Source organism: Methylobacterium sp. E-045, from assembly GCF_022829685.1.
GTDB lineage: Bacteria > Pseudomonadota > Alphaproteobacteria > Rhizobiales > Beijerinckiaceae > Methylobacterium.
Window position 1 is genome coordinate 310,642 of record NZ_JAKSYE010000125.1, and the last position, 24,501, is coordinate 335,142.

20 protein-coding genes are annotated in these 24,501 nt (G+C 68.1%); 18 read left to right on the plus strand and 2 right to left on the minus strand.

The features are described 5' to 3' along the window. Positions 1 to 87 precede the first annotated feature (87 nt). The 10 genes from MKK51_RS24780 (at position 88) to MKK51_RS24825 (ending at position 10,249) form a co-directional block, all read left to right on the plus strand. Positions 88 to 654: a NifU family protein gene (locus MKK51_RS24780; RefSeq protein ID WP_243982006.1), complete on the plus strand. Its 567-nt coding sequence runs from the start codon at positions 88 to 90 to the stop codon at positions 652 to 654. Positions 655 to 777: 123 nt separating this feature from the next. Then, positions 778 to 1,458, plus strand: coding sequence for a tRNA (adenosine(37)-N6)-threonylcarbamoyltransferase complex dimerization subunit type 1 TsaB (gene tsaB, locus MKK51_RS24785; protein WP_243982008.1), 681 nt, complete (start codon positions 778 to 780; stop codon positions 1,456 to 1,458). Continuing rightward, positions 1,455 to 1,976 (plus strand): GNAT family N-acetyltransferase, encoded by a 522-nt coding sequence (locus tag MKK51_RS24790; RefSeq protein ID WP_243982010.1) that lies wholly within the window; start codon positions 1,455 to 1,457, stop codon positions 1,974 to 1,976. The genes tsaB and MKK51_RS24790 overlap by 4 nt, the downstream gene beginning before the upstream one ends. Positions 1,977 to 2,003: 27 nt before the next feature. Beyond that, positions 2,004 to 2,876: a lysophospholipid acyltransferase family protein gene (locus tag MKK51_RS24795; protein ID WP_243982011.1), complete on the plus strand. Its 873-nt coding sequence runs from the start codon at positions 2,004 to 2,006 to the stop codon at positions 2,874 to 2,876. Between the two features lie 124 nt (positions 2,877 to 3,000). Then, on the plus strand, positions 3,001 to 4,341 hold the full coding sequence (gene miaB, locus MKK51_RS24800; RefSeq protein WP_243982013.1) for a tRNA (N6-isopentenyl adenosine(37)-C2)-methylthiotransferase MiaB: 1,341 nt from the start codon (positions 3,001 to 3,003) through the stop codon (positions 4,339 to 4,341). A 78-nt stretch (positions 4,342 to 4,419) separates the two neighbouring features. Continuing rightward, positions 4,420 to 5,562 (plus strand): PhoH family protein, encoded by a 1,143-nt coding sequence (locus MKK51_RS24805; RefSeq protein ID WP_279601300.1) that lies wholly within the window; start codon positions 4,420 to 4,422, stop codon positions 5,560 to 5,562. 5 nt (positions 5,563 to 5,567) lie between these two features. Then, positions 5,568 to 6,059 carry an rRNA maturation RNase YbeY gene (ybeY, locus tag MKK51_RS24810; RefSeq protein ID WP_243982017.1) on the plus strand — a complete coding sequence of 164 codons (492 nt, stop codon included), beginning with the start codon at positions 5,568 to 5,570 and terminating at the stop codon, positions 6,057 to 6,059. Between the two features lie 36 nt (positions 6,060 to 6,095). After that, complete coding sequence (locus tag MKK51_RS24815) at positions 6,096 to 7,220, plus strand: hemolysin family protein (RefSeq protein ID WP_243982018.1); 1,125 nt, start codon at positions 6,096 to 6,098, stop codon at positions 7,218 to 7,220. A gap of 117 nt (positions 7,221 to 7,337) precedes the next feature. Then, positions 7,338 to 9,029 carry an apolipoprotein N-acyltransferase gene (lnt, locus tag MKK51_RS24820; RefSeq protein WP_243982019.1) on the plus strand — a complete coding sequence of 564 codons (1,692 nt, stop codon included), beginning with the start codon at positions 7,338 to 7,340 and terminating at the stop codon, positions 9,027 to 9,029. A 32-nt stretch (positions 9,030 to 9,061) separates the two neighbouring features. Next, positions 9,062 to 10,249: an MFS transporter gene (locus tag MKK51_RS24825; protein WP_243982020.1), complete on the plus strand. Its 1,188-nt coding sequence runs from the start codon at positions 9,062 to 9,064 to the stop codon at positions 10,247 to 10,249. Positions 10,250 to 10,539: 290 nt separating this feature from the next. Here MKK51_RS24825 and MKK51_RS24830 read toward each other — a convergent pair whose 3' ends face one another. Further along, the gene (locus tag MKK51_RS24830) at positions 10,540 to 12,129 is read right to left on the minus strand and encodes a catalase (RefSeq protein WP_243982021.1); all 1,590 of its coding nucleotides are present in this window, start codon (positions 12,127 to 12,129) and stop codon (positions 10,540 to 10,542) included. 148 nt (positions 12,130 to 12,277) lie between these two features. On the opposite strand from MKK51_RS24830, the gene MKK51_RS24835 reads away from it, so the two are divergent. The 3 genes from MKK51_RS24835 to MKK51_RS24845 are packed head-to-tail and all read left to right on the plus strand — an operon-like array spanning position 12,278 to position 14,675. Next, positions 12,278 to 13,237 (plus strand): LysR substrate-binding domain-containing protein, encoded by a 960-nt coding sequence (locus tag MKK51_RS24835; RefSeq protein ID WP_243982022.1) that lies wholly within the window; start codon positions 12,278 to 12,280, stop codon positions 13,235 to 13,237. Between the two features lie 30 nt (positions 13,238 to 13,267). Beyond that, complete coding sequence (locus tag MKK51_RS24840; RefSeq protein WP_243982023.1) at positions 13,268 to 14,317, plus strand: AbrB family transcriptional regulator; 1,050 nt, start codon at positions 13,268 to 13,270, stop codon at positions 14,315 to 14,317. 4 nt (positions 14,318 to 14,321) lie between these two features. Next, the gene (locus MKK51_RS24845) at positions 14,322 to 14,675 is read left to right on the plus strand and encodes a diacylglycerol kinase (RefSeq protein WP_243982024.1); all 354 of its coding nucleotides are present in this window, start codon (positions 14,322 to 14,324) and stop codon (positions 14,673 to 14,675) included. An 18-nt stretch (positions 14,676 to 14,693) separates the two neighbouring features. Here the strand turns inward: MKK51_RS24845 and MKK51_RS24850 are convergent, their stop codons facing one another. After that, positions 14,694 to 16,154, minus strand: coding sequence for a methyl-accepting chemotaxis protein (locus tag MKK51_RS24850; protein WP_243982025.1), 1,461 nt, complete (start codon positions 16,152 to 16,154; stop codon positions 14,694 to 14,696). Positions 16,155 to 16,565: 411 nt separating this feature from the next. Here MKK51_RS24850 and ilvA point away from each other — a divergent pair, with 411 nt between their 5' ends. From ilvA to MKK51_RS24875, 5 genes are all read left to right on the plus strand, one after another. Beyond that, positions 16,566 to 18,131 (plus strand): threonine ammonia-lyase, biosynthetic, encoded by a 1,566-nt coding sequence (ilvA, locus tag MKK51_RS24855; protein WP_243982026.1) that lies wholly within the window; start codon positions 16,566 to 16,568, stop codon positions 18,129 to 18,131. 162 nt (positions 18,132 to 18,293) lie between these two features. Next, complete coding sequence (locus tag MKK51_RS24860; protein WP_243982027.1) at positions 18,294 to 20,444, plus strand: methyl-accepting chemotaxis protein; 2,151 nt, start codon at positions 18,294 to 18,296, stop codon at positions 20,442 to 20,444. A gap of 86 nt (positions 20,445 to 20,530) precedes the next feature. Beyond that, positions 20,531 to 21,415, plus strand: coding sequence for a prolipoprotein diacylglyceryl transferase (gene lgt / locus MKK51_RS24865; protein WP_243982031.1), 885 nt, complete (start codon positions 20,531 to 20,533; stop codon positions 21,413 to 21,415). Continuing rightward, positions 21,412 to 22,506 (plus strand): class I SAM-dependent methyltransferase, encoded by a 1,095-nt coding sequence (locus MKK51_RS24870; RefSeq protein WP_243982040.1) that lies wholly within the window; start codon positions 21,412 to 21,414, stop codon positions 22,504 to 22,506. Before lgt ends, MKK51_RS24870 begins: the two co-directional genes overlap by 4 nt. Positions 22,507 to 22,685: 179 nt before the next feature. Then, complete coding sequence (locus tag MKK51_RS24875) at positions 22,686 to 24,365, plus strand: methyl-accepting chemotaxis protein (protein WP_243982042.1); 1,680 nt, start codon at positions 22,686 to 22,688, stop codon at positions 24,363 to 24,365. Positions 24,366 to 24,501 lie beyond the last annotated feature (136 nt).

Here is a 24,501-nt window from a genome sequence, read left to right on the forward strand (position 1 = left end):
CCACATGGATAGAGAGGCGCGGGCCATTCCCGGCGCCCTTCCCGGCCGGCCTTGAACCGGCGCAGCGGACGAGGATACGTCAAAGCCATGTTCATCCAGACCGAAGCCACTCCGAACCCCGCGACCCTGAAGTTCCTGCCCGGCCGCGTGGTCCTGCCCGAATCGACCTTCGAGGCGCGCGATGCCGACGCCGCCGCCCGCTCTCCCCTGGCGCAGCGCCTGTTCGACGTGCCCGGCGTCGCGGGGGTGTATTTCGGCCATGACTTCATCTCGGTGACGAAGATCGAGAACGAGCATGGCTGGCCGCAGGTGAAGCCCGCGATCCTCGGTGCGATCATGGAGCATTTCCAGTCCGGTGCCCCGGTCCTGGCCGAAGGCGTCGTCCTCGGCGGCGACGACGCGGAGGAGTTCTACGACGAGGCGGACCACGACACCGTCGTCACCATCAAGGACCTGCTCGAGACCCGCGTGCGCCCGGCCGTGGCCAGCGATGGCGGCGACATCACGTTCCGCGGCTTCAAGGAAGGCGTGGTCTACCTCGAGATGAAGGGGGCCTGTTCCGGCTGCCCGTCCTCCACGGCCACTCTCCGGCACGGGGTGCAGAACCTGTTCAAGCACTTCCTCCCCGAGGTGCGCGAGGTCCAGGCGGTCTGATCGCCGTCGCAAGCGCGCAACACCCCGCGCCCTTCGTTGCTGTCGAGGCCGCCCCGCACTGACGGGGCGGCCTTTTCCGTCGTAAACTCCCGTGCCCGACGGGCATCCCGATCTGGAGTGACGTTGCGTATCCTGGCTATCGACACGGCGCTCGACGCCTGCTCCGTCTGCATCGCGACGGATCTCTCCGACGATCTCCTCGCGGAAGAATCCATGACGCTGGCACGTGGCCACGCCGAAGCGCTGCTTCCCATGCTCGAACGCGTGATGGCGCGGGTGGAGGGCGGGTTCGAGAGCCTCGACCGGGTCGCCGTCACCGTCGGCCCCGGTAGCTATACCGGTCTGCGCGTCGGCCTGTCGGCCGCCCGGGCCGTCGGCCTCGCGGCAACGATTCCGGTGGTCGGCGTCACGACCCTCTCCGCGCTCCTGGCTCCGCTCCTCGCCACAAACGGCCAGGGCCTGATCGCAGCCGCGATCGATGCCCGGCACGGCTCGGTGTATTTTCAGGCCATGAACATGGCCGAAGGCATCGTCGTGCCTCCGAGCCTGTTGCGGCTCGAGGAAGCGGCGGATCACGTCGGCCGCGACACCGCCACCCTCGTCGGGTCCGGGGCGCCCGCTCTCGCGAGCCTGCTCAGATCCCGCGGCATCGCCGCGACGGTCAGCGATGCCGGGCCGCCGCAGATCGCCTGGATCGCCTCCCTCGGCATGCTGGCCGACCCCGCCCAAGCCCTGGCTCGCCCCCTCTATCTGCGCGGACCGGACGCCACTCCCCAGGATCACGCGAGGCTGGCCCGTCGATGATTCGTCCCGTCTCTCCGCTCTGGGCTCTCGATTGGTGGGTGGCCTGGTGGGACGCCTGGGGCGGCGAGCCCTATGTCGCGCCCCTGCGCGATTCCGCCTCCGCCTCCGCCCTCGCCCGCCTCCATGCCACCGCCTTCGCGCGGCCGTGGGACGCCCATGAATTCGAGCGGATGCTGTGCGAGCGCTCCACCGAGGCCCATGCCCTGTGGCGCGCCGGTGCGATCCAGGGCTTCATCCTCTCGCGCCGTGTCGCCGACGAGGCCGAGATTCTCACCGTCGTCCTGGCGCCCGCCATGCGCGGCGGGGGGCTCAGCCACAAGCTCGTGCGCGAGCATCTCGGCCATCTCGCCCTGAACGGCGTGCGGAATGTCCATCTCGAAGTCGACGAGGGCAACGCCGCCGCCCTGAAGCTTTATGCCCGGCACGGGTTCAGGCAGGTCGGCGAGCGGACGGGGTATTATGCCCGCCCCGATGGCAGCCGCGCCACCGCCTTCACCATGACGGCGTCCCTGTCGTGAGCTGCGATCCGTGACCGGCGGCGGACGATGACGCGTCTCGGCACCGTCTTCCGGCTCCTGATCTGTCTCCTCGCCTTCGGCGTGCTGGTCGGGCCGCATCTCCTCAGCCTGAAATTCGGGCGGGGGCGCATCGCCGCCCATACGCCCACCTATTTCCACCGCATCGTCCTGGCCCTGTTCTCGGTGAGGGTGACCCAGAGCGGTACGCCGCCCGCCCTGGGCGAGCCGGCCCTCGTCCTGTCCAACCATATTTCCTGGCTCGATATCCTCGTCCTCGGGTCGCTGCGGCCGCTCTCCTTCGTGGCGAAATCGGAGATTTCCGGCTGGCCCGTGGTGGGAACCCTGGCGCGGCTGCAGCGCACCGTCTTCATCGACCGGGCGCGCCGTGCCGCCACCGCCAGCGTCAACGCCACGGTGGCGAACCGGTTGACCGACGGCGATCTCATCGTCCTCTTCGCCGAAGGCACGACGGGGGACGGGACGCGGCTGCTGCCGTTCCGCTCCTCCCTCGTGGGCGCCGCCCGCGCCGCCATCGATGCCGAGGGCGGCACCCGTGACCGTATCCGGCTTCAGCCGCTCGCTCTCACCTATCCGCGCCGCAACGGCCTACCCGTGGTCCGGTCCGAGCGGCCGGGCATCGCCTGGTATGGCGACATGGAACTCGCGCCGCATCTTGCGGTCTTCCTGAGAGAGGGGCCGATCGACGTCCACGTGGTCTGGGGGGATCCCATCGGCTTCGAGGCCGGCACCGACCGCAAGCGCGCCACCGCCATGGCCCAGGCGTCGGTGCGCAGGGCGATGCAGGCTTCGGTGACGGGGCGATGGGACGGCGGGGCGGCGGGGGCTCCCGGCGCAGCGCCCGTCGTCGCGACGCTCGTTACCTCCGACATCGCGGCCTGAGCCCCGTCAGCCGCGTGCGTAGTGTCGCAAGGAAGCGACGGGCCGGGTGAAACGTGCTAGCACCGCCGACAACAGAGGACGTCCGAGCGACGCCCGAGGATCCTACGGTGCTGGAACGGTCGCGTTGAAGAAAGCCTTCGTCAAATCCTACGGCTGTCAGATGAACGCCTACGATGCGGGCCGCATGTCGGACCTGCTCGCCAGCCAGGGCTATGCCGCCACGGAAAGCGTCGAGGAGGCGGATGTCGTCGTCCTCAACACCTGCCACATCCGTGAGAAGGCCGCCGACAAGGTCTATTCCGAACTCGGCCGCCTGCGCGTTCTGAAGACGGCCCGGGCCGAGGCCGGCCTCGACACCCGGATCGTGGTGGCCGGCTGCGTCGCGCAGGCCGAAGGCAAGGAAATCCTGGCGCGGGCGCCCTCGGTCGACGTCGTCGTCGGCCCGCAGAACTACCATCGCCTCCCCGATCTCCTCACCCGCTCCGCCTCGACGCGCGTGGTCGACACGGAGTTTCCCGTCGAGGACAAGTTCGATCACCTTCCCATCCGGCGGACGGCGGCGGTTTCGTCCTTCCTCACCGTGCAGGAAGGCTGCGACAAGTTCTGCGCCTTCTGCGTCGTGCCGTATACGCGCGGCGCCGAAGTCTCCCGCTCCGTGGAGGCGATCCTGGACGAGGCGCGAAAGCTCGTTCGGGGCGGGGCCCGCGAACTCACGCTGATCGGGCAGAACGTCAACGCCTATCACGGGATTGGTGCCGATGGCGTTCCGGTGACGCTTCCCGCGCTGATGCACGCCCTGGAGTCGATTCCCGGCCTCCTGCGCCTGCGCTACACCACGAGCCACCCCAACGACATGGCCGACGACCTGATCCGGGCGCATGGGGAGATCGCCGCGCTGATGCCCTACCTGCATCTACCGGTTCAGTCGGGCTCCACCCGCGTGCTGCAGGCGATGAACCGCAAGCATACGAGCGACGCGTATCGCCGGCTGATCGAGCGCGTTCGTCGGGTCCGGCCGGACATCGCCCTGTCCTCCGACTTCATCGTCGGGTTTCCCGGTGAGACCGATGTGGAGTTCGAGGAGACGATGCGCCTCGTGGCGGAGATCGGCTTCGCGTCGGCCTATTCGTTCAAGTACAGCCCGCGCCCCGGCACACCGGCCGCCGAGCGGGAGGACGCCGTGCCCGAGACGGTGAAGTCCGAGCGGCTGGCGGCGCTCCAGGCCCTGCTCGACGCCCAGCGTCACGCCTTCAACGCGTCCGCCGTGGGCCAAGTGGTCGAGGTGCTGGTGGAGAAGGCCGGACGTCATCCGGGCCAGGTCGCCGGCAAGACGCCGCATCTCCTGCCCGTCCAGTTCGATGCCCCGGCCGCCGCCATCGGTACCGTCGTGCCCGTGCGCGTGGTCCGCGCCGGCTCGAACAGCCTGTTCGGCGAAGCCGTCACCGACGAGGCGGCGGCCGCTTGAGCGTGCGCATGCCCGGCAACCCCCTTTCCACGCCGGGCGGTGGGCCGCCCGCGTCGTGCCGTCCCCGATCCATTCGCGATGCTCGCGATACCCACAGCAAGGAGCCCCGGCGTGCCGGCATCTGACGGTCTGAGTGGACGGGGGGCGCCCCTGCGCGGGCGTGGGCCGGCAGCGCGCATCGGAGAGATCGTGGAGACGGTGGACGTATCGCTGACCTTCGACGACAACCGGCTCGCCAGCCTTGTCTTCGGCCAGTACGACCAGAACGTGGCCCATATCGAGCGGCGCCTCGCCGTCACCGCCACGGCCCTGGGCAACCACCTCGTGGTGAAGGGTCCGCCGGATTCCGCCGAGAAGGCGCGCAAGGTGTTCGAGCGGCTCTATGCCCGCGTGACGGCGAGCGGCACCGCCCTCACCCTCGGCGATGTCGACGGCGCCATCCAGGAGACCACGCTCCAGGGCAACCTCTTTCCCTCCGCCGAGGTGAGCGCCGAGCCGGATCGTCCCCATTTCGACCAGATCGCCACGCGCAAGCGCGGCGCCGTGCGGGCGCGCAACGCGGCCCAGGACACCTACATCAAGCTCCTGCGCAACCACGAACTCGTCTTCGCCGAAGGCCCCGCCGGCACCGGCAAGACCTGGCTCGCGGTGGGCTATGCGGTGTCCCTGCTGGAACAGGGCCATGTTGAGCGGCTGATCCTGTCCCGTCCCGCCGTCGAGGCCGGCGAACGCCTCGGCTTCCTGCCCGGCGACATGCGCGAGAAGGTAGACCCCTATCTGCGCCCGATCTACGATGCGCTCTATGACTTCATGGAGGCGCGGCACGTGGATCGCAGCCTGCAGACCGGCGTCATCGAGATCGCGCCCCTCGCCTTCATGCGCGGGCGGACCCTGACCAACGCCGTCGTCCTCCTCGACGAGGCGCAGAACACCACCTCGATGCAGATGAAGATGTTCCTGACGCGTCTCGGCGAGAACTCGCGGATGATCATCACCGGTGATCCGAGCCAGGTGGATCTGCCGCCCGGCCAGAAATCCGGCCTCGTGGAGGCCGTGAACATCCTCGACGGCGTCGAGGGGATCGGGCGGGTGACCTTCCGCGACGTCGACGTGGTGCGCCACGACCTCGTTCGCCGCATCGTCACGGCCTATGAGACCGCCGCCCATGGCCAAGGCGATGCCGATCGCTCACCCACGTCCCGCCGCCGTCCCCTGGCCTGACGCCGATGCCCGAGATCGAATCCGAGATCGACGTCGCCGTGGAGGACCCGCGCTGGGATTCCGTGGTCCCCGACCTCGAAGCCTTCGTCATCCGTGCGATCGAGGCGGGCCTCGCCATCGCCCCCGACGCCCCGGATCATCCGGTGGAGGTGAGCGTGCTCCTCACCACCGATGCCGTGGTCCAGGACCTGAACCGCACCTGGCGCGGCAAGGACAAGCCCACCAACGTCCTGTCCTTTCCCGCCCCGCCGCAACCCGCCCATGCCGGTGTCGCGGTGCCCCTCGGCGATGTCGTTCTTGCGTATGACACGATGCTGCGCGAGAGTGCCGAGCAGGGAAAACCGCTTCAAGACCACCTCGCGCACCTTCTGATCCATGGCACGCTCCATCTTCTCGGCCAGGACCATGAGACCGGCGACGCGGACGCGAACGCCATGGAGGCCCTGGAGACCGAAGCCCTGCACGGCCTCGGTATTCCCGACCCTTATGCCGACTGAGGGGCGATTCCGCCCGCAATCCCAGATCAGAGAGACATGACGAACGATCGAAGTCGCGGCGCGGCTCAGGCTGCGCCCAGTAGCGGTGATGGTGAGGTACAGGCGCGCGAGCCCTGGTACGATCGCCTGCTGCACGCCTTCCATCTCCGACCGCGCGATTCGTTGCGCGACGACATCGAGGATGCGCTGGCCGAACCCGATTCGGGCGAGAACGTGTTCTCCCCCCTCGAGCGGGCCATGCTCAAGAACGTCCTCGGTCTGCACAAGGTGCGGGTGGATGACGTGATGATTCCGCGCGCCGACATCGTCGCCGTCTCCATGGAGACGAGCCTCGGCGACCTGCTCAAGCTCTTCCGCACCGCCGGCCATTCGCGGCTTCCGGTCTACGGCGAGACCCTCGACGACCCGCGCGGCATGGTCCACATCCGCGACTTCGTCGACCACATCGCCGCGAGGGCCGAAGCGACCATCCGTCGCCCGAGCGCCGCCGCCGCCAGCGCCCTCCCCGACACGTCGGGCGATGTCGTCGCCGTGGTTCCCCCGCGCCCGCGCCGGGGCACCCGCGCCTTGAAGGCGCTCAATCTCGGCAATGTCGATCTTTCCGCGACCCTCGCGTCGACCCGGATCCAGCGTCCCGTCCTGTTCGTGCCGCCGTCCATGCCCGCCATCGATCTCCTGGTGCGGATGCAGGCGACGCGCACGCACATGGCCCTCGTCATCGACGAGTATGGCGGGACCGATGGCCTCATCTCCATCGAGGACCTCATCGAGATGGTGGTCGGCGATATCGAGGACGAGCACGACGTGGCCGAAGGCCGCCTCGTCCAGCGCGTCGACGGCGATGCCGACGTGTTCGTGGCCGACGCCCGCGCCGGGCTCGCCGAGGTGTCGGAGGTGAGCGGCGTCGATCTCGTGGCGGCGGTGGGGGAGATGGCCGAGGAGATCGACACGATCGGCGGCCTCATCGTCACCCTGGCCGGGCGCGTGCCCTCGCGCGGCGAGCTCATCACCGGGCCGGGCGACCTCGAATTCGAGGTGCTCGATGCCGATCCGCGCCGGGTGAAACGGCTGCGGCTGCATCGCGGCCCGATGAAGATCGCCCCGCTCATTCCCCTGGCCCTGCCACCGCCGAGCAGTGGCCCCGTCGCCGAAGCCTCGTAGCGCCTCGCGCTCGATGGCGCGCCGCGGACATTGCGCCAGGCTTTCGTCTCCCATCAGCCTCCCCCGAGACGTGACGGATACAGCTCGGGCCGACGCTCCAGCCGGGATGACCCGAAGATGAGCCACGCCTTCGACGGTGCCGGGTCGCGCCCGGCGCCCGTGCGCGGAAGCGCGACCGGGCCGCTCGCTCACCTCGCGCAGTGGATCATGCTCACCTCCGGCTGGCGCCGCATCCTCGTCGCCATCGCCGCCGGTGCCCTCGGCGCATTGGCGATGCCGCCGTTCGGCGCCCTGCCCGCCCTCGTCGTTTCGCTGAGCACCGCCGTCTGGCTGATCGACGGGGCGGCGACGGGGCGGCGGGGAAACCGTGGTGCGGTTCTCGCTTGCGCCGTCATCGGCTGGGCCTGGGGCTTCGGCTATCTCACCGCCGGCCTGTGGTGGCTCGGTTCCGCCTTCCTGGTGGAGGCGGACGAGTTCCTGTGGGCGTTGCCCCTCGGCGTGATCGGCCTTCCCGCCGTCCTGGCGCTGTTCTACGCGGCGGGGTTCGCGCTGGCGCGCCTGCTCTGGTCCCGTGGACCCGCGCGTCTCGCCGCTCTCGCCGTCGGCCTCTCCGCCTGCGAGTGGCTGCGCGGTCACCTCTTCACCGGGTTTCCCTGGAACACGCTGGGCATGGCCCTCGGCCAGAGCCTGTGGCTGATGCAATCCGCTTCGGTGATCGGGCTCTACGGACTCACGCTTCTGGCCGTCGTGATCGCGGCCGCGCCCGCCACCCTCGCCACGGCGGAGACGGCGCGCGGGCGCTACGCGCCGGCCCTGCTGGCCTGTGTCGGATTGGCGATGATGGCCTCGTTCGGCGCCACTCGCCTGCCGGCGAGCCCCACCGCCACCGTGCCGGGGGTGCGCCTGCGGCTGGTACAGCCGAACCTCAACCAGGACGCCAAGTTCAGGCCCGAGAACCGGGCCGACATCATCGACTGGTACATCGGTCTCAGTGATCGCGCCGCCGCTCCCGACCGGACCGGCATCGCCGACGTCACCCATGTGATCTGGCCAGAATCGGCCTTTCCGTTCCTGATCCAGCGCGACCCGGACTCCCTGGCCCGCATCGCCGCCGCCTTTCCCGCCGGCCGCCAGCTCATCACCGGCGCGGCCCGCGCCGAGGAGCCCTTGCCGAACGAGCGGCCGCACTTCTTCAATTCGATCCTGACGATCTCGTCCGGTCCGACGCTCGGCGATATCTACGACAAGGTTCATCTCGTTCCGTTCGGCGAGTATCTGCCGGGTCCCCTCGACGCCGCCCTGAGGGCGGTGGGGCTGCGCCAGTTCGTCTCGATCCCCGGCGGATTCACGCCCGGCACCCGCTCCGGCCAGCGCCTTCTCGACGTGACGGGGCTTCCTCCCGTCGTCGCCACCATCTGCTACGAGGCGATCTTCCCCGGTGAAATCCTGCCCGGACATGCGCCCGACGGTCCGGCGCCCGTACCGGGGCTGATCCTGAACCTCACCAACGATGCCTGGTTCGGCGATACGCCGGGGCCGCGCCAGCACTTTGCCCAGGCCCGGTTGCGGGCCGTGGAGGAGGGGCTGCCCCTGGTCCGTGACGCCAATACCGGCATCTCGGCGGTGGTCGATCCCTATGGCCGCATCACGGCCAGCCTGCCCGTGGGCGTGGAGGGCATCCTCGACGCGGATCTCCCCGTCCGGTTGCCTGGCCGCACCACCTATGCCGCCCTGCGTGACCTGCCCTTTGCCGGGATGCTCGCCGGCCTCGGCCTCATCGCCCTCCTGGCCAAGCGTCGCTCCTCGTGAAAGCGTCGTCACTGGCGAAAGCGCCGCATCGCATGACCGAACCGACATTCCGAAGCGCCCGCCCCGTCCTCGTCGGGCTCGGGATGATGCTGGTCGCGTTCAACATGCGCCCCGCCCTCACCTCCGTCGGCCCCCTGCTCGATGCCATCCGGGCCGAGACCGGCCTGACCGCCGCGGGAGCGGCGTTCCTGACGACCCTGCCGGTCCTGTGCCTCGGCCTCGCCTGCGTGCTCGGCCCGGTCATGGTCCGCCGGACGGGGGCGGAGCGCGGCGTGCTGGTCGCGGTCCTGGTCATCGCCCTCGGCTCGGCCCTGCGCGGGCTCGGCGGGCTCCCTCCCCTGTTCGCCGGGGCCTGTATCGCGGCCGTCGGGATCGGCCTTGCCGGCGTCTTGTTGCCGGGATTGGTGAAGCGGGATTTCTCCGGGCAGGCCGGGTTGATGACAGGCCTCTACACGATGGTCCTCTGTCTCGGCGCGGCCACGGGTGCCGGATCGGCGGTGCCCCTGGCCGATGCCTTCGGGGGCTGGACGCGGGCAATGGCGGCCTGGGCCGTGCCCGCCGTGGCGGCGGCCATCGCCTGGATCGTCTTCGTACCCCACCGGGAGAAAGGGCCGCCCCCCGCCCGCCGCCGCCCGCTCTGGCGCGATCCCCTCGCCTGGCAGGTCACCGGGTTCATGGGCCTGCAATCCTCGCTCGCCTACATCACCTTCGGCTGGCTCCCGGTCGTGCTGCAGAGCCGCGGCCTCTCGGCGGTGGAGGCCGGGTTCGTCACCTCCATCATGAGCATCGGGCAGGCACCGAGCGCCCTCCTCGTGCCGGCCTTCGCGGCACGCCTGCGCGATCAGCGCGGAATCGCGATCGCCCTCCTCGCCCTCTCTGCGGCAAGTTTCCTCGCCCTCGTCGATGCCCCTGTGGCCTTCGTCCTCCCGTTCGGCATCGGGCTCGGGCTGGGGATCGGCGGCCTGTTCGGTCTCGCCCTCACCATCGTGGTGCTGCGCGCCCGCGACGGGGTCGGCGCGGCCGATCTCTCGGCGATGTCCCAGGCGGTGGGCTATTCCATCGCCGCCCTCGGCCCGCTGGGATTCGGACTGGCGCACGACCTGTTCGGCGGGTGGCGCGTCTCGGCCGGACTGTTCTGCGTCATCGCCGTGGCGTCGGGACTCTTCGCCCTCGGCGCGGGCCGCGACCGGAAGGTCGGAGCGCCTTCCGCCGCCGGATGACCTCATAAAAAATCCCCGCGATCACGAGGATCGCGGGGAGGTCATGGCTTGAAGCATTTTCCGCAATCTCCGGATCACGGAAAATTCTCTAACCTGCTGTGTAGCCGCATTTTCTTCACGCGAGCCGGCATCCACCTCGCTTGAAAATGCTCTAGTCCGAATGACCGAAGCTTATACCAGACCTCGATGAGTCTGACTCATCGAGGTCTGCCCGCGCGACTGCGCGGCAGCGGTCGTCCGCCGGACCTCACTGCCCCTGACCTATGGGTCAGGGGCAGTGAGACTTGGTATTACTCGGCGGCGACGCGGTGGGCCTGGCTGCCATCGGTGTAGGTCTCGGCCTGGAGACGCTTGCCCGGAGCCGCGCGGCCCGGTAGCGGCGGCAGGGCCTTGGCCTTCTCCAGATCGATGCCCGCACCCTCGGCGACGCGGCGGCCATAATCCTCGTCGGCATGCCAGAAGTGCCAGACCATCCGCAGCTGGATGGGCTCCGGGCACTGCTTCATGTCGCCGACGAGATTGGCGATCAGGTCGTCACGCTCCCAATCCTGGAACGAGCGGTAGCGCACGCCCGCCTGGGTATAGTCGTCCTCGGTGCGCGAGGTCTGATAGCGGCCGAGCTGGCCCTGGACCGGCTGGTGGTAGTCCTTCGCCGGCTTTGGAGCCTCGCGCAGGCCTTCGGCCAGGGTCGAGGGCTCGTAGTTGATGTGACGGTTCGGGCCGGTGCCGTCGACGCCGTAGGTCATCTGGCCGTCGCGCTGGTTCGAGTAGACCTTCACGCCGGGCTGCGGCGCGTTGATCGGCAGCTGCAGGTAGTTGGCGCCGACGCGGTAACGCTGGGTGTCCGAGTAGGACAGCGTGCGCCCCTGGAGCATCTTGTCGTCCGAGAAGTCGATGCCGTCGACCAGCACGCCAGTGCCGAACGCCGATTGCTCGACTTCCGCGAAGAAGTTGTCCGGCACGCGGTCCAGCACCATGCGGCCCACGGGCAGCAGCGGGAAGTCTTCCACCGGCCACAGCTTCGTGTCGTCGAGGGGATCGAACGACAGGTGGTCGTTCGGGCCGTCCGGCATGATCTGCACGCAGAACTCCCACTCGGGGAAGTTGTCCTTGGAGATGTTGTCATAGAGGTCGCGGGTGGCGTGACCGACATCCTTGGCCTGGATCTCTGCCGCCTGGGCCGAGGTGAGGTTACGGATGCCCTGCTTGGGCTCCCAGTGGAACTTGCACAGCACGGCCTCGCCCTGGTCGTTGACCAGCTTGTAGGTGTTGACGCCCGAGCCCTCCATCTCGCGGTAGTTCGCGGGGATGCCCCAGGGCGACTTCAGGTGCGTCACCATGTGGATGGCTTCGGGGTGCTGGGCCACGAAGTCGAAGAAGCGCCACGCCTCCTGGCGGTTCGTCACCGGGTCCGGCTTGAACGCGTGGATCATGTCAGGGAACTTGATCGCGTCGCGGATGAAGAAGACCTTCAGGTTGTTGCCCACGAGGTCCCAGTTGCCGTCGACGGTCTTGAACTTCACCGCGAAGCCGCGCGGGTCGCGCTCGGTCTCAGGCGACTCCTTGGCGCCGGCCACGGTGGAGAAACGCACGAACATCGGCGTCTTCACGCCGGTCTCGTTGAGCACCCGGGCGCGGGTGTACTTGGAGGCGGGCTCGTTGCCGATCTTGCCGTAGGCCTCGAAGTAGCCGTGCGCGCCGGCGCCGCGGGCATGCACGACCCGCTCGGGAATCCGCTCGCGGTCGAAGTGGGTGATCTTCTCGATGAACTGATAGTTCTCGAGGGTCGCAGGTCCCCGCTCGCCGACCGTGCGCGTGCTCTGGTTGTCGCGGACCGGATGGCCCTGGCGGGTGGTCAGAATCGGGCGTTGATCGCTCATGCGGAACTCTCTCCTGAAATGTCGGGACGATCCAGATCGGCCATGCGGCGTCGCCACGCCATCCTGGAATCGTTCTGAGACACCCTTATGAACCGCTCCGCATCGTTTGGCTAATGCATCGTCGCAAAGGCTGCGATAGATAGAGCCTATGAACGTATCGGGTCTGTCCCTCAGGGATCTGGAATATGCCGTGGCCGTCGCCGAGGAGAACCACTTCGGCAGGGCGGCCGAACGCTGCAACGTGAGCCAGCCGACCCTGAGCGTGCAGGTCCGCAAGCTCGAAGAGGCCCTGGGCCTCGTCCTGTTCGAGCGCGGCAACCGGCGGGTCATGCTGACACCGGCGGGGCAGAGCATCGTCCGGCAGGCGCGCACGGTGCTGGCGGAGGCGCAGCGCCTGCTGGCCCTGGCGAGCGAAGGGCGCGGCGCGCCGCTCACCGGGCGGTTGGTCCTGGCCGCGATCCAGACCCTGGGACCGTATCTCTTTCCCCTCGTGCTCCGGATGTTGAGGCAGGAATTTCCCGTCCTGTCCCTCGCGTTGAGCGAGGCGAAGACGGCGGAGATCCTGGAGGGGTTGCGCGACGGCAGGGTCGATGCGGCCTTGATCTCCCTGCCGATTCCGACCTCCGGGCTCACCGTCTCGCCCCTGTTCATCGAGCCGTTCCTGCTGGCCTGCCCCGCCGACCATGCCCTCGCCCAGGGCGGGGCGTTGCGGGCCACCGACATCGCCGGGCCGGACCTGCTTCTCCTCGACGAGGGCAATTGCCTGCGCGACCAGGCCGTTGCCGCGTGCGGTGCCGGTTCGGCGGCGGGCCGCCACGCCACCTCCCTCGAGACCCTGCGCTCCATGGTGGCGGCCGGTGCGGGCTACACCCTCCTCCCCGCCCTCGCCGTGCCGGCCGGGGCCGATGCCAGCGGGCTCACCGTGACGCGCAGCTTCGATGTGGATGGACCGGGCCGGACCATCGCGCTCGCCTGGCGCTCCAGCGACCCGCGCGCCAGCGGTTTGGCGCATCTGGCGAGCTTCTTCAGGGCGCATGCGCCCGCCGGCACCGCGGCGTTTCGCGACGATGCCCCGGCGGGCCGTGACAGCGTCGCCGATCCGGTGTAGCGCCGGCTGCCTTTCCAAGAACGGTCTCCCGTGCCCAGCCCGCGCTCCCTCGGCCTCTGGACGGCGCTCGTCGCCGCCTCGGCAGCCATCGCCTATAGCCTCACGTTGGCGCAATTTCCGGCGGCGCTCCTTCTGGGGCCGATGCTCGTGGCCATCGCTTTCGGGGTGGGCGGGGCGAGCCTCTCCTTGGCGAGGCCCGGTTTCCAGGCTGCGCAGGCCATCATCGGCTGCCTCGTGGCCAAATCCGTGACCGCCGACATCGTCGGGACGATCCTCGATGACGGGTTGCTGATCCTCGCCGTGGTCCTCGTGACCGTGATGGCCGGCGCCCTAGTCGGCTGGGCGCTGACCCGCCTGCGCATCCTCCCCGGCAGCACCGCCGCCTGGGGCTCCTCCCCCGGCGGTGCCGCCGCCATGACGGCCATGGCAGAAGAGTACGGTGCGGATCCGCGCCTCGTCGCCTTCATGCAATATGTCCGCGTCGCCGCCGTCGTCCTCTCGGCCTCCGTCGTCGCTCGCATCCTCACGGACACGTCGGTCCCGGCAAAGGCCGCATCCCCGACCCATGCCGGCCTCCTCCCCGTCCTCGCGACCCTCGCGGTCGCCGGGATCGGCGTCGCGCTGGCCAGGCTTCTGCGCCTGCCGGCGAGTGCGCTTATCGGGCCGATGATCCTGGGTGCTGTCCTCCATGCCATGGGCCTCGTCGCGATGGCCCTTCCCGATCCGATCCTCGACCTCGCCTATGCCTGTATCGGCTGGTATGTCGGCCTGCGCTTTACCGCGCAGACATTGCGCGAGACCTTCGCGGCCCTGCCGGGCATCCTCACCGCGACCATCGCCGTCATTGCCCTCTGCGGCGGCTGGGCCTACGGCCTGACGTTCCTGCTTCCGGTGGACTTCCTCACCGCCTTTCTCGCCACCAGTCCGGGCGGGCTCGACTCCGTGGCGATCATCGCGGTCGGCTCGAAGGCCGACGTGTCCTTCGTCCTCGCCGTGCAGACCCTGCGCCTGTTCGTGGTGCTCCTCACAGGGCCCCTCCTCGCGAAATGGATCGCCCGCGGCGCTCCCGCGGATTTTTGACCCCATGCGCGCGCTCTATCTCGCTTTCCTCAACTCCTGGCGGGGCCTCGTCTTCGGTGCCCGGACCGAGCGGGCCCTGCGCCTGGAACTCGTCCTGCTGGTGTTCGGCGTTCCGGCCGCGTTGGTGATGGGCACCACGCTCTGGATTCGCGTGGCGCTCCTGGCGAGCCTGCTCCTGATGCTGGCGGCGGAGTTCCTGAACACGGCGATCGAGAAGCTCTGCGACCACCTCCACCCCGCTCACCACGCCAGGATCGGCATCGTGAAGGATCTGGCCTCCGCCGGCGCCTTCATGGCGCAAGCTCTCGCGGCCCTTGTCTGGGCCGCGTCCGTGCTGGATCGCGTCATGGGATCGTGAACCGTCCCGGATCGGCGCTCAGCGCGCCATCAGGAACTTCTGCACGCTGGCGTTCAGCCCCGCCGAGTGGCCGGCGAGATCCGAGGCGACGGAGCGGACCACCTCCGCGAGTTGCCCGGTCGAGGTCGCCGCCGAGGAGACGCCGCCGATATTGACCGACATGTCCTGCGTCGCCGCCGATTGCTCCTCGACGGCACTGGCCATGGCCAATGTCAGCTTGGACAACTCGTCCACGGCGCCGGCAATCGTCTCGATGGCGCCGACGGCCTGATGGGTCGAGGCCTGGATGTCGGCGATCCGGCGGGTGATGTCGTCGGTCGCTCGCGCGGTCTGCCCTGCCAGTGCCTTGACCTCGGTCGCCACCACGGCGAAGCCGCGCCCGGCTTCCCCCGCGCGCGCCGCCTCGATGGTGGCGTTGAGCGCCAGCAAATTCGTTTGGCTGGCGATGGACTTGATCATCCCGACCACCGCGTCGACCCCTCGGGCGTTGTCGGCGAGTTGCCGGACCGTGGAATCCGTCGCTGCCGCCTGGGTGGCGATCTGCTGGGCACGCTCGGAGACGAGGCTGACCTGACCGGAGATTTCCCGGATCGAGTTGTTCATCTGCTCGGACCCGGACGCCACCGAGGTCGCGCGATGCCGGGCATCGTCGGCCGAGCGCGTCAGCCCCTCGGCGGATTCCTGCATCTTCTCGACGGCGGCGCCGACGGCGCCCACGACCCGGGACACGTCGTCCGCCATGGTGACCTGGCCCGTCACGATGGACCAGGTGAGCATCGGACCCACATACTCCCCCCTCGGCCCATTGATGGCGGAGACGCGCAACTCCAGGACCTCCGGTCCGAGCGTGATCCTGGTACGATGCGGCAGGTGGCTCGCATCCTTGAGCATCTCGCGCTGGTGGTGCGGGTTCTTGTGGAAGACGTCGATGGACGAACCGAACATCTCGGCCACTTTGATCGGCAGATGCTGTTCGATGGAGCCGAGGGTCGTGCGCGACGTCTCGTTGAGATAGTTGATCTTGAAATCGTTCGTCGGGTCTGCCGTCATGACCGCGACCGGCATGGAGTCGATCATGGTCAGCAGCTGGGCCACTTCGTTCTTCTTGACGGTGATGTCGCTGGCGAACTTCATCACGCGCTCAGGTCTGCCGCTTCGGCCCAGTACCGGATTGTAGGTCGCCTGGAGCCAGATCGACGCCCCCTGCTTGGTCACCCGCAGAACTTCGTCCGAGATGAACTCGCCCTTCCGGAGTTTTGTCCAGATAGCAGCATAGTCTTCACTTTCACGATATGCCGCCTCGCAGAACATCCGGTGATGCTTACCCACGATTTCAGCCAGGGTGTAGCCAAAGATACCAAGAAAGTTCTCGTTCGCGTCGATGACGGTGCCATCCATATCGAACTCGATCTTCGCCATCGAACGATCGAGCGCATCAAGCTTGGATTGGGCTTCGCTGTATCTCGGGCCGGAAAACATATTCATCTCCGTAAGGGCACTACTAAATTATTGAAAAAAATTAATAAAAAGCTAACTGTTAAGTTTTCTCATTGATACTATGTTGGACTTGATATTATTACATGTGCTTGTTGCATCGTCTCGATGAAGATGACGGTGTGACGCCATCGGACTACTCGCGACGGTAACACTCTGCCCGGATGTTGCAGTCGTCACGGCTCGCGCAGCCGATCGTCGCGCCTCCTGCCGCCGTGAATGATGGGTGCTCGCTTCTTTGCGACGGAAGGCTTAGTTCATCGCTACGAAACCCGGCCTCCCCAGAGTGGCTCCCTGTCGTGGCACGATTGCGCGGTAGGCTGCGTCGTTCAGAAGTACCGAATTCGGCGCGGACATCATCGATCGCCGCGCCCGTCAAACCGGAGTCCTGTCTCCTTGACCGACTACATCCGCAAGATCCTCACCGCCCGCGTCTACGACGTCGCCATCGAGAGCCCGCTCGATCCGATGCCGCGCATGTCCGCGCGCCTGGGACGCCCGGTCCTGCTCAAGCGCGAGGATCTGCAGCCGGTCTTCTCGTTCAAGCTGCGCGGCGCCTACAACAAGATGTCGGGCCTCTCGTCCGAGGTGCTGGCCCGCGGGGTCGTCTGTGCCTCCGCCGGAAACCACGCCCAGGGCGTCGCCCTGGCAGCGGCACGGCTCACCGTCCGCGCCGTCATCGTGATGCCGCGCACGACCCCCGCCATCAAGGTCGATGCCTGTCGCGCGCGCGGGGCCGAGGTGGTGTTGTTCGGCGATACGTTCGACGAGGCGCTGGGCCGTGCCCGCCAATTGGAGGTCGAACAGGGGCTGACCTTCCTCCACCCGTTCGATGATCCCGATGTGATCGCCGGACAGGGCACCATCGGCATGGAGATCCTGACCCAGCATTCCGGGCCGATCGAGGCGATCTTCGTGCCGATCGGCGGCGGCGGCCTCGCTGCCGGCATCGCCACCTTCGTGAAATACCTGCGGCCCGAAACCAAGGTCATCGGCGTCGAGCCCGACGATGCCGCCTGCATGGCGGCCGCTCTGGCTGCCGACGAGCGCGTGACGCTGGCCACCGTCGGCCTCTTCGCCGATGGCGTCGCCGTGCGTCAGGCCGGTGAAGAGACCTTCCGCCTCTGCCGCGAGCATCTCGACGGGGTCATCACCGTCGATACCGACGCGATGTGCGCGGCGGTCAAGGACATCTTCGACGATACCCGCGCGGTCTCCGAGCCCTCCGGCGCGCTGGCTCTGGCCGGTGCGAAGGTCTACGCGGCGCGCGAGGGCAACTCGGCGGGGACGCTGGTGGCGATCTCGTCCGGTGCCAACCTCAACTTCGATCGCCTGCGCCACATCGCCGAGCGCGCCGAGATCGGCGAGCAGCGCGAGGCACTCCTCGGCGTCACGATCCCTGAGCAGGCGGGCTCCTATCGCGCCTTCATCCGCCATCTCGGCCCGCGCGCGATCACCGAGTTCAACTACCGCTACGCGCCCTCCGCCGAGGCGCAGATCTTCGTGGGCATCAACCTGCCCGGTGGAATCCCGGAGAAGCGCGACCTCATCGCGGGCCTTCGGGCCGACGGTTACCGCGTGGTCGATCTCAGCGACAACGAGATGGCCAAGGTGCACATCCGATACATGGTCGGCGGCCGTTCGACCGAGCTCACCGACGAGCGCATCTACCGGTTCCAGTTCCCGGAGCGTCCCGGTGCCCTCCTGCGGTTCCTCGACGGCCTGGCGGACGGGTTCAACATCACCCTGTTCCATTACCGTAACCATGGTGCCGATTACGGACGGGTGCTCGCCGGGATCAGCGTCCCGGCCGACGAGCGCCAGCGTTTCGACACCGCCCTGGACGCTCTCGGATACCCGTGTGTCGATGAGACGGACAATCTTGCCTATCGCCTGTTCCTGGCGACGGGAGAGACCGCCCGGCCGGAAATCGCGACATCCGACGCCGCCTCCGGCCTTTGAGGGCTCTTCGATGACGCTCGTCCCGGGCGTCCTTCGTGGCGACCGGGAGATGACGAATCGGCATTTTTGCCGGGAGAAATACGTAGCCGCGGCTCCGGGGAACACTTTCTAAATTCGGCCGAGGATAACGTGCGCCCAGTTTTTTCAGGGGCTCACGTCTTTATGTCGATCGCCAGCAGTCTTAATGTCCGCCTCCCCGTGATGATCGTCGGTCTGGCGATGGTCAGTACCGCCGTCATGGGAAGCCTGAGCTGGTATTCGGCGAGATCCGGCTTGACCTCTGCCGTGCAGGAACGGCTGGAATTCGCTGCCACGGCCCGCAAGACAGGTCTGGAACTGATCGCCGACCGCGCCCTCGGCGATCTTCTTGCCACCGCCGGCAACAATCAGGTCTCGAGCAATGTCGGCGATCTGGTCGAGGCTCTCGATCCGGCGAAGGCCGAGTATGCGGGTCTCGTGCAGGCCTTCACCGGCCCGGCGACCGCGCAGGAACGTATGGCCGTCGAGGGCGCCGGCACCATGTATGGCCGTCGCCACGCCAAGGTGCAGGAAGTCGCCCGCAAGCTCTTGGAGCGCCCCGGCTATGCCGACCTCGTCTTCGTCGATGAGGGAGGTCGCATCGTCTATACCACCACGAAGGGCGCGGATTTCGCCCATAGCCTGTCGGAACCCGATCTGCAGAAGTCCGGTCTCGCCAAGCTCTTCGAACGCCTCATGACCGCCGAACCCGATGCGGTGCTGACCCAGGATTTCGCCGCCTATCCCGCCGATTCCGGTCCTTCCGCCTTCCTGGGTCGCGCTATCTACCGGCGCGCCAACGTCGCCATGGGAACCGGGCAGGACGCCTCGCGGATCGGCTTCCTCGTTCTGCGCGTGACGCCCGCCCTCTTCGACGCCTCGTTGTCCGAGCGGAACGGCTTGGGCGCCACGGGACAGGTGATGGCCATCGGTTCCGATGGGCTGCTGCGCGGCAATCCGCCCCTGAACCCAGCCGTGAAGGCAGGCATGCCCGTCGCGACGACGGGCCTGGACTCCGAGAGCCTCAAATCCGGCAAGCCCTTCGTCTACGGCAGCGGCGACAAGGCCCGCCTCGCCGCGACCGCCTCGATCTCGATGCTCGGGTCACCTTGGACGATCGTCGCCGAACAGGCCCAGAGCGAGGCCCTGCATTCCGTGAACAGCCTGACGCAATCGCTGCTCATGTCCGCCTTCGCGGTTCTCGCCGCCACCGCCCTTCTCGGCCTGCTCTTCGCCCGCAGCATCGTCCGCCCCCTCGGCGCCCTCGCCCGTGCCCTCCAGGCCTTGGCCCGTCGCGAGATCCTCGACGAGGTCCCCGGTAGCCGTCGTGCCGACGAGATCGGCGAGATCGCCCGCGCCGTCGTCACCATCCGCGACATCTCGCTCGAAGACGCCGCCCAGCAGCTTCAAACGACCGAAGCCTCCCGCATGCGCGCCGAGATCGAACGCCGGACCCTGCTCAACGAACTCGCCGACAATTTCGAGCGCTCCGTCGGTCGCATCGTCGATGGCGTGTCGTCCGCCTCCGCGAGCCTGCACGATGCGTCGAACAGCATGACCATGACGGTGGACGGCACGGTCAGCCGTTCGACGTCGGTCGCCACCACTGCCCACGAGACCGCCGGCAACGTCAACGCGGTGGCCGCGGCCGCCGAGGAACTCGGCGCCACGGTGCAGGAGATCGGCCGTCAGGTCGAGCAGGCCGCCGACATGTCCCGCTCCGCCGTCGAAGAGGCGAGCCGCACCGCGGACACCATGCGCACGCTGTCGGTTGCCGCCACGCGCATCGGCGACGTGGTCGGCATGGTCCAGCAGATCGCATCGCAGACCAACCTGCTGGCCCTCAACGCCACCATCGAAGCCGCGCGTGCCGGCGAAGCCGGACGCGGGTTCGCCGTCGTGGCGGCCGAGGTGAAGAGCCTCGCCGAGCAGACCTCCCGTGCCACGGCCGAGATCCACCAGCAGGTGGAAGCGATCCAGGGCGCGACCAACGGCGCATCCGGCGCGATCCAGGGCATCGTCTCGCGGATCGAGAGCATGAGCATGGTCACCAGCAGCATCGCCGCGGCCGTGGAGGAGCAGAGCCTCACCACCCAGGAGATCGTTCGCAACATGGGGCAGGCATCGGCCGGCACCGGCGCCATGACCTTGGATATCGAGGAGGTCGCCCGCTCCGCGACCGAGGCCGGCACCTCCGCCGGCCGGGTCCTAACGGCCTCGGAAGAGCTGTCGACACAGTCCGACAGCCTGCGGTCGGAAGTCGGTCAATTCCTCGCGACGGTGCGCGCCGCCTGACCCGTCATGGGCCTCCCGCGTCGACCGAGGGTTGACGCGGGAGGCCCGGCGCGTCCAAAGCCGGCCCCCATCCTGGAGGCCAGCCGATGCCGCCGTTGCTCGCCCTGCCCTTCCCCGCCATCGATCCGGTGGCGGTGGCGATCGGCCCGATCACCATCAAGTGGTACGCCCTGTCCTACATCGTCGGCCTCGTCGGCGGATGGTTCTATGCCCGCCGGCTGGTGGCGGCGGACAGGTTCTGGGGTGTCGTGCGGCGCCCCAGCCTCAACGACATCGACGACCTCATCGTCTGGGTCGCCCTCGGCGTCGTCCTCGGCGGCCGCATCGGCTACGTCCTGTTCTACAATCTGCCGCTCTATCTCGACGATCCCCTCGAGATCCTGGCGATCCGCAACGGCGGCATGTCGTTCCACGGCGGCTTCCTCGGCGCCGTGCTGGCGATGGTGCTGTTCGCCCGCTCGCGGAAGCTTTCGCCCTATACCCTCCTCGATCTCGCGGCCGTCGTCGTCCCCATCGGCCTGTTCTTCGGCCGTATCGCCAACTTCGTGAACGGCGAGCTCTGGGGGCGGATCGCGCCGGATTTCGCCTACGCGATCGTGTTTCCCTCCGGTGGCCCCCTGGCCCGGCATCCGAGCCAGCTCTACGAGGCGGCCACCGAAGGGGCCCTCCTCTTCGTGGTGATGGCCATCGCCGTCCGCCGCTTCGGCTTCCGCAAGCCGGGCCTGCTCGGGGGAATCTTCGTCCTCGGCTACGCCGTCGCCCGCACCTTCTGCGAGTTCTTCCGCGAGCCCGACCGGCAGCTCGGATACCTGTTCGGCACGGAAACCTGGCCCTATGGCGGCGTCACGATGGGGATGCTTCTCTGCGTGCCGATGGCCCTGATCGGCATCACCTACATCGTCCTCGCTGTCCGGGGCGTGACGCGGCCGCGCCATGAACAGGCGGAGACCGTACGGGCCGACGTCGCGTGACCACGCCGCTGTTCGCCGCGATTCGCGACGAGATCGTCGAGACCGGCCCGATCGACATCGCCCGCTACATGGCGCTCTGCCTCGGACATCCGGTCCACGGCTATTACCGGACCCGCGATCCCCTCGGCGCCCGCGGCGATTTCGTCACCGCGCCCGAGATCAGCCAGATGTTCGGCGAGCTGATCGGCATCTGGATCGCCCTGACATGGGCCTCCATGGGCGGACCGAACCCTCTTGTCCTGGCGGAGCTCGGCCCCGGTCGCGGCACGCTGATGGCCGACGCCCTGCGGGCCCTGGGCCGGGCGGCGCCGGATGGGAAGCCCGCAATCCACCTCGTCGAGACCAGCCCCGTTCTTCGGGCCGCCCAGGCGTCCCGCCTCGGAGCCGCGTTCCCGACCTGGCACGACGGGATCGAGACCCTGCCCGACGGGCCGATGATCGTCATCGCCAACGAGTTCTTCGACGCCCTCCCCGTCCGCCAGTTCCAGAGGACGGAGCGTGGCTGGTGCGAACGCCTCGTCGGGCTCTCGCCGGATGGCGGCCGTCTGGCTTTCGGCCTGGCGGCGGAGCCCGACCGGGAGATCGCGGCCCAGGCGCCCGTCGGAGCGCTGATGACCGTTCCGGGACCGGCCCTCGACATCGTCCGGACCCTGAGCCGCAGGATCGTCGCCCAGGGCGGTGCACTCCTGGCCATCGATTACGGCCATGTGCGACCGGGATTCGGCGATACGCTCCAGGCGGTCTCGGCCCATCGCTTCACCGATCCCCTGCTGGCCCCCGGCGAAGCGGATCTGACGACCCATGTCGATTTCGCCGCCCTCGGTCGGGCCGCCGCGGGCGAGGGGGCTCGTATCGATGGTCCTCTCGACCAGCAGGCGTTCCTCTTGAACCTGGGTCTGCGCCAGCGCGCGGATCGCCTGAAAGGCGCGGCGAGCCACGCTCAGGCCGAAGCCATCGATGCGGCCTTCCATCGTCTGACCGCGTCGGGAAAGAGAGGAATGGGCAGCCTGTTCCAGGCCATTGGAATCGTCGATCCAAGACTCGCCAGTCTCAGCGGCTTCAACTCGGTTGCTTCGACAATAAAGACCTAGCTGAAATACTTTTTATCATTTGCTTGTATAGCATATGTTATGTTTATTGGTACGTTGAATTTCAATCTTTTGCGACATCTTCTTCGCGATGTGGTGATTTGGAACAATTCCGGATTAACGAATTTTTCAGGGCCGCGTGTTCTGATTATTTTATAAATATGAATATTGTGGGGGTTGGAATGTTCGCGTCATTGACGATCCGCGTGCGGCTTGTCGCCCTGCTCGCTGGTCTTGCCGCCCTGATCGCCGTTGGCATCGGTGGCGGCTGGTGGGGAATCGTCGCGATGCACGACACCGTGACGACGATCCACGATGACCGCGTCGTTCCCCTGCGCGACCTGAAGTCCGTCTCGGATCTCTATGCCGTTCAGATCGTCGATGCCTCGCACAAGGTCCGCGACGGCGGCATGACCTGGCCCGCGGGCCGGAATGCGGTGGAGGCCGCTCTCGCGACGATCCACACGCGCTGGTCCGCCTACAAGGCCACCACCATGGACGCCCGCGAGAAGGCGCTTGCCCTCGACGTCGAGGCGAGGATGCAGCGTGCCGCGCCCGCGATCGAGACATTGCTCGCCTTGCTCCGGAAGCAGGATACTCCGGCTCTCGCGGCCTTCACCGCCACGGATATCTATCCCGCACTGGACCCGATCTCGGACCTCATCGGCAAGCTCGTCGAGCTGCAGCTCGACGTCGCCGGTGCCGAGGCCGGAAAGGCCGAATGGATCTACGGCACCCTCTCCGTCGCCTTCATCGTCGTCGCGGTCATCGCGTGCCTGGCGACCGGGTTCGCCACACACACCGTCTTGCGCAAGGTCTCCGTTCCGCTCGGCCGCATCACCGGCCAGATGCAGGCGCTGGCCGGCGGCGACCTGACGATCGCGGTGAGTGACGCGGGCAAGCGCGACGAGATCGGAACCCTCGCCCGCGCGCTGCGGGTCTTCCAGGACTCTCTGATCGCCAAGCGGGACGCGGACGAGGCGGCGGCGCGTGGGGCGGAGGACAAGATCCGGCGCGCCCAGCATCTCGACACCCTGACGCGATCGTTCGAGGCCAACGTGTCCACCCTGAGCCAGGGCGTATCCTCGGCTGCCACGGAGATGGAGGCCACCGCCGCCGCCATGGCGGGGACGGCGAACGAGACCAATCTCCAGTCGGCCGGCGTCGCGAGCGCGGCCCAGCAGACATCGGCCAACGTGCAGACCGTGGCCGCGGCCACGGAGGAACTGTCCGCGTCCGTGCAGGAGATCGCGGGCCAGGTGACGCATTCATCCAACGCGGCCACCGCCGCGCGTCAGGAAGCGGAGCGCACGAACGCCATGATGCGCTCCCTGGCCACCGGAGCGAGGAACATCGGCGACATTGTCGGCCTGATTTCCGGGATTGCGTCCCAGACCAACCTGCTGGCTTTGAACGCCACCATCGAGGCCGCACGGGCGGGAGCGGCGGGGCGCGGCTTCGCCGTCGTCGCCACGGAGGTCAAGGCGCTGGCCGAGCAGACGACGCGGGCGACCGACGAGATCGCCGTCCAGATCGCCGCGATCCAGACCGAGACCGACGCGGCGGTGACGGCGATCGCCGGGATCGGGCGAACGATCGGAGAGATGAGCGCGATCGCCGCCGGCGTGGCTGCCGCGATCGAGGAACAGGGCGCGGCGACCCGGGAGATCGCGCGCAACGTCCAGCAAGCCGCTCAGGGCACGCAATCGGTGAGCGATACGATCCTGTCGGTGCGCGATGGCGCCAGGGGAACGGGCGAAGCAGCCGGACAGGTGCTCGACGCCGCGCAGGATCTGTCGCGGACATCCGAACGGATGCGGCGGGAGGTGGAAGCGTTCCTGGCGGATGTGCGCGCCGCCTGAGCGGTTTGGCATCCGCACGCCGATGCGTTCCTTGCTCGCCCCAGTGATGGGGCCTCGGTCCCGCCCACCGGCTGGCCGCGTCGGGGCGTCGGCTCCCTTAGGGATTTGCCGTGATGACGCCTGACGCATAAGAACA

Excerpts from the sequence above, each read along its gene's own strand:
- MKK51_RS24780 (WP_243982006.1), top strand. The coding sequence starts at position 88 with ATGTTCATCCAGACCGAAGCCACTCCGAACCCCGCGACCCTGAAGTTC.
- MKK51_RS24790 (WP_243982010.1), top strand. The coding sequence starts at position 1,455 with ATGATTCGTCCCGTCTCTCCGCTCTGGGCTCTCGATTGGTGGGTGGCC.
- MKK51_RS24795 (WP_243982011.1), top strand. The coding sequence starts at position 2,004 with ATGACGCGTCTCGGCACCGTCTTCCGGCTCCTGATCTGTCTCCTCGCC.
- MKK51_RS24805 (WP_279601300.1), top strand. The coding sequence starts at position 4,420 with ATGCTCGCGATACCCACAGCAAGGAGCCCCGGCGTGCCGGCATCTGAC.
- ybeY (WP_243982017.1), top strand. The coding sequence starts at position 5,568 with ATGCCCGAGATCGAATCCGAGATCGACGTCGCCGTGGAGGACCCGCGC.
- MKK51_RS24815 (WP_243982018.1), top strand. The coding sequence starts at position 6,096 with ATGACGAACGATCGAAGTCGCGGCGCGGCTCAGGCTGCGCCCAGTAGC.
- lnt (WP_243982019.1), top strand. The coding sequence starts at position 7,338 with ATGAGCCACGCCTTCGACGGTGCCGGGTCGCGCCCGGCGCCCGTGCGC.
- MKK51_RS24825 (WP_243982020.1), top strand. The coding sequence starts at position 9,062 with ATGACCGAACCGACATTCCGAAGCGCCCGCCCCGTCCTCGTCGGGCTC.
- MKK51_RS24830 (WP_243982021.1), bottom strand. The coding sequence starts at position 12,129 with ATGAGCGATCAACGCCCGATTCTGACCACCCGCCAGGGCCATCCGGTC.
- MKK51_RS24835 (WP_243982022.1), top strand. The coding sequence starts at position 12,278 with ATGAACGTATCGGGTCTGTCCCTCAGGGATCTGGAATATGCCGTGGCC.
- MKK51_RS24845 (WP_243982024.1), top strand. The coding sequence starts at position 14,322 with ATGCGCGCGCTCTATCTCGCTTTCCTCAACTCCTGGCGGGGCCTCGTC.
- MKK51_RS24850 (WP_243982025.1), bottom strand. The coding sequence starts at position 16,154 with ATGTTTTCCGGCCCGAGATACAGCGAAGCCCAATCCAAGCTTGATGCG.
- MKK51_RS24860 (WP_243982027.1), top strand. The coding sequence starts at position 18,294 with ATGTCGATCGCCAGCAGTCTTAATGTCCGCCTCCCCGTGATGATCGTC.
- lgt (WP_243982031.1), top strand. The coding sequence starts at position 20,531 with ATGCCGCCGTTGCTCGCCCTGCCCTTCCCCGCCATCGATCCGGTGGCG.
- MKK51_RS24875 (WP_243982042.1), top strand. The coding sequence starts at position 22,686 with ATGTTCGCGTCATTGACGATCCGCGTGCGGCTTGTCGCCCTGCTCGCT.